This is a genomic window from Rhodopseudomonas sp. B29, assembly GCF_000333455.1.
Classification (GTDB): Bacteria; Pseudomonadota; Alphaproteobacteria; order Rhizobiales; family Xanthobacteraceae; genus Rhodopseudomonas.
Genome location: NZ_BADD01000004.1, coordinates 1 through 4,394, shown reverse-complemented (window position 1 = coordinate 4,394; position 4,394 = coordinate 1). Strand labels below are relative to the sequence as shown.

Below are 4,394 nucleotides of genomic sequence, written 5' to 3'. Positions count from 1 at the left end.
CGGATCGGCTTCTGCGGGGTATCGTCGAAGTTCATCGCGGGTTCCTGATCGCATTTTGGGCAAAGCGAAGCGTGCCCACCGATTGCAAGACGTGGGCTCGCAAGCGAGCCCACCCTACGGTTGTTATCTACGCCGCGTTCTTCTGGCGCAGGCGGTCGATCAGCTGGTCTTCCCAATAGGGCAGACTGCCGAGCGCCAGCGCCAGCGCGTTGGAGCGGCGATAATACAAATGGCAGTCGAACTCCCAGGTGAAGCCCATGCCGCCGTGGACCTGGATGTTCTGCTTGGCGCAGTGCTGGAACGCCTGCGTGGCGCTGATCCGCGCCGACGCCGCAGCTTCCGGCAGTTCGGCCGCATCGGTCGAGAGCGCCCAGGCGCCGTAGTAACAGTTCGACCGCGCCAGCGTCGCCGAGACGTACATGTCGGCCAGGATGTGCTTGATCGCCTGGAACGATCCGATCGGACGGCCGAAGGCGATGCGGTCGAGCGCGTAGTCGCGGCCCATCTCCAGCGCGCGATCGGCGCCGCCAAGCTGTTCGAAGCCGACGAGGACGGCGGCGCGATCCAGCACACGTTTCAGGATGCTCCAGCCTTCGTTGGCCGCACCGAGCGACTCGGCCTTGGCACCGGCGAATACGAGTTCGGCCTGTTGCCGCGACGGATCGATCGACTGTAACGGTTTGGCGGTGACACCGCCGGCTTTGAGATCGACCAGATACAGCGCGATGTCGCTGTCGCGGCCGCTGTTGCCGGTGCGTGCCGCCACGATGGCGAAGTCGGCGATGGCACCGTCCGCGACCGGCATCTTGGTGCCGGTGAGCGCGCCGCCCGCAGCCGAGACCTTGATCGATTTCGGCGTCGGATTGCCGGTGCCCTCGAACAGCGCCAGCGTGCCGATCGCCTCGCCCGAGGCGATCTTCGGGAGCCATTTCCGCTTCTGCGCGTCGCTGCCCGCCAGCATCAGCGCTTCTGCGGCAAGATAGACGGTGGAGGCAAACGGCACCGGCGCCAGCGCGCGGCCGAGCTCCTCGGCGATCACGCAGAGTTCGAGCTGGCCTGCACCGGTGCCGCCGAACTCCTCCGGAATGGCGACGCCAAGGAAGCCCATCTCGGCAAGGCCCTTCCACAGCTCGCGATCGTAATCGGCCTTGCCTTCGAGCACGGCACGCACCGCCTTGGGCGGGCACGTCTCGGAAAGAAACCGCCGCGCCTGATCACGCAGCTGGTTCTGATCGTCGGAGAAATCGAAGTTCATGGAGGGGCTCTTCTTGTTAGTTGTTAGTATCCAGCCTCAATGTTCGTCATTCCGGGATGCGCCGCAGGCGCAGGCCCGGAATCCATAACCCCCGCCGGGAGTATGGATTCCGGGTTCGCGCTACGCGCGCCCCGGAATGACGAACGAGAGGTTTGGCGTATGTCACTGCAGCACCATCACGTCGCTATCCGGATGTTCGGCATACAGCCGCTCGACCAAAGCGGCGCGGCGCTCTAGGCCGGCGCGCTGGTTGATGTAGCCTTTGTCGGTGAGTTCGTTGCCGTCGATCGACGGCGGCTCGACCATCAGCATCGCGCGGGCGATGCGCATCGAGCTGGCGCCTTCGACTTCGCGGTTGTGCTTCTCGAGGCCGGCACGCAGCGCGGCGAGCACGGCGGCATGCTTGACGACGTCCTCGTAGCTGGCGTTCGCGTCGCCGACGATCTGGCGGCATGCGTGCAGATTGGGCCAAGCAAGCAGCCCAATGAAGGCACGGTCCTGTCCGGCAACCAGCGCGTCGTGCACCACCGGCGACGCCGCCGCGATGGCGTCGGTGCGCAGCGAGCCGACATGCACGAAGGTGCCGGTCATCAGCTTGAAATCCTCGACGACGCGGCCGGCGAAGATGATACCCTTCGCCGGTTCGTCGGCATCGACGAACACGCCGGCATCGCCGATCTTGTAGAAGCCTTCCTCGTCGAACGCAGCCGCAGTGAGATCCGGCCGGCCGAAGTAACCGGGCATGACGTTGACGCCGCGCAGTCGCAGTTCGTACTTGTCGCCGATCGGCACCATCTTCAGTTCGACGCCGGGGAACGGCAGGCCGATCAGTCCGACGCGCTCGGTGTCCCAATAGGTGCCGGTCGAGGTCGGCGCGGTCTCGGTCGAGCCCCAGCCGGTGTAGAACACGATGCGCTCGCCGGTGGCGCGCACCGCCAGCGCCTGCATGCGCTCGTAGAGATCGTCCGGCAGCCGCGCGCCGCCATAGGCCATCAGGCCGAGGTTCTTGAAGAACGACCGGCACAGCGCGTCGTCCTTCTCCATCGCGGTCGCCAGCGCCGCGTAGCCCGCGGGCACGTTGGCGTAGTAGGTCGGCGAGACTTCGCGCAAGTTTCGCAGCGTCTCGTCGATCAGCCCGGGCATCGGCCGGCCGTCGTCGATATACATCGTGCCGCCTTCGATCAGCAGCGGATTGAACGACGCGTTGCCGCCCATCGTGTGGTTCCACGGCATCCAGTCGAGGTTGACCGGCAGCGGGCCGGCCGGATCGCGCGGCCGCACCTGCATCATCATCGCCGCATTGGCGGTGAGCATGCGCTGGGTGTTGATCACCGCCTTCGGCATGCCGGTCGAGCCGGAGGTGAAAAGCAGCTTGGCAACGGTGTCGGGCGTGATCTGCGCGACCGAGCGTTCGACCGCGTCGGTCACCGGCGTCGCGGCCATGTCGTCGAACGCCAGGCTGGCAATGCCGTCCGTCGGGTTGGTGACGTGCACCACCGCGACGCCGCTGAGGTCGAGCGCGTGCAGCGCCTTGGCGAACTGCGCGGCGTCCTGCACCAGCACCAGCGCCGGCTTCACGAGATCGAACAGATATTTCAGCTTCTGATGATCGTGGCTCATCAGCGAATAGGCCGGCGACACCGGCGCGGTCGGGATGCGCGCCTGCATCGCCGCCATCATCATCAAGGCGTGTTCGATCGAATTGCCGGACAGGATGGCGACCGGCCGTCCCTCCGGCAGGTTCAGATCGAGCAGAGCCTGGGTGAGGCTGTCGACGATGCGCTTGGCCTCGGCGTAGCTGACTTTGTGCCACTGCCGCTGCGGGCCGCGGCGCTGCGCCAACCACGTATGATCGGGACGCTGCTTCGCCCATCTGGCCAGCGTCATCGGCAGATGCGGATCGTGCGGCATCAGCGGGAAGCGTGATTTCATTACGACAGTGCCGTCGGCGCGGCGATCGACATCAATCTCGCGCGGCAGCCAATTCACCTTCCGGAACGCTGGCTTTGTCAGTACCGCAGCGGCGCTTGCTGTCATCTGGCGTTCTCCCGTTTGTTCGGCCTCTTCTCGGGCCTTCGATGGTCAGTCGTTGGTCACTCGTTGGTACACAGGCTTGCGCTTCTCCAGGAAGGCCGTGATGCCTTCCTTGAAATCTTCGGACCGCGAGCACAGCACCTGGTTGCGGTCTTCCATCGCGATCACAGCTTCCAGCGAAGACGCGTCGACCGCCATGTTGAGGCACTCTTTCGACAGCCGTAAACCGACCGGCGACGCCTGCAACATCGCCTCGACATAAGGCTCGGCGGCGGCCTCGAGCTGATCGTCTTCGACGATCTCGGACACCAGCCCGGCCATCAGCGCGCGCTCGGCGCCGATGAAGCGGCCGGTGAGAATCAGTTCGGACGCGACCGAGACGCCGACCAGCCGCGGCAGGAAATACGAGGTGCCGATATCGCAGCCCCCGAGGCCGAGCTTGATGAAGGCGCAGTTCATCCGCGCGCTGCGGCCGGCGATGCGAACATCGCTGGCCAGCGCCAGCGCGAATCCGCCGCCGGCTGCGGCACCTTGCACCAGCGCGATGATCGGCTGCGGACAGCGCCTCATCAGCATGACGATGTCGGCGATGCGACGCTGCGAATCGAGCGACTCGGTGACGGTCGGCGGCTCATTGGCCCCGGCGCGGCGCTGCATCGCACGCTTGAGATCGAGTCCGGCGCAGAAATTGCTGCCGGCGCCGCGGAGCACGACGACGCGCGTCGTGCGGTCGCGCTGTAGTCTAGCGAAGTAAGCGTTGAGAGCGTCGATGAGTTCGGGATCGAGAGCGTTCAGGCTGGCGGGGCGATTGAGCGTCACCCAATCGGCGCCGCCCCGATGCTCCACGAGCAGGGCCTGGCTCACATGTTTACTCCCGTGTCTTGTTCTTGTGCTCCACCGTTGCGGAGCTTGTCGTTCGCCGAGTGCGGCGATCGTTGTTGCGCCCTCTCCCCTTGTGGGAGAGGGCAAGTGTTGCGTCGGCGGCGGATACTGCCGGGTGAGGGGTCGGGACTCGCAGCGCCCCCTCACCCGGCGAGCTTCGCTCGCCACCCTCTCCCACGAGGGGAGAGGGTCAAGTCATCACTAGCGCGGCGCCATGCGGATG

Annotated in this window: 3 protein-coding genes; all 3 read right to left on the bottom strand. The window is 65.8% G+C overall.

Annotated features, from left to right (window positions below; translation table 11 throughout):
• Positions 1-127: 127 nt before the first annotated feature.
• Entirely contained in the window at positions 128-1,255 is a 1,128-nt protein-coding gene (locus tag I5M_RS00115; RefSeq protein WP_022719544.1) for an acyl-CoA dehydrogenase family protein, read from the bottom strand.
• A gap of 162 nt (positions 1,256-1,417) precedes the next feature.
• Positions 1,418-3,292 carry an AMP-binding protein gene (locus I5M_RS00110; protein WP_022719543.1) on the bottom strand — a complete coding sequence of 625 codons (1,875 nt, stop codon included), beginning with the start codon at positions 3,290-3,292 and terminating at the stop codon, positions 1,418-1,420.
• Positions 3,293-3,337: 45 nt separating this feature from the next.
• Positions 3,338-4,153, bottom strand: coding sequence for an enoyl-CoA hydratase/isomerase family protein (locus I5M_RS00105; RefSeq protein ID WP_022719542.1), 816 nt, complete (start codon positions 4,151-4,153; stop codon positions 3,338-3,340).
• Positions 4,154-4,394 lie beyond the last annotated feature (241 nt).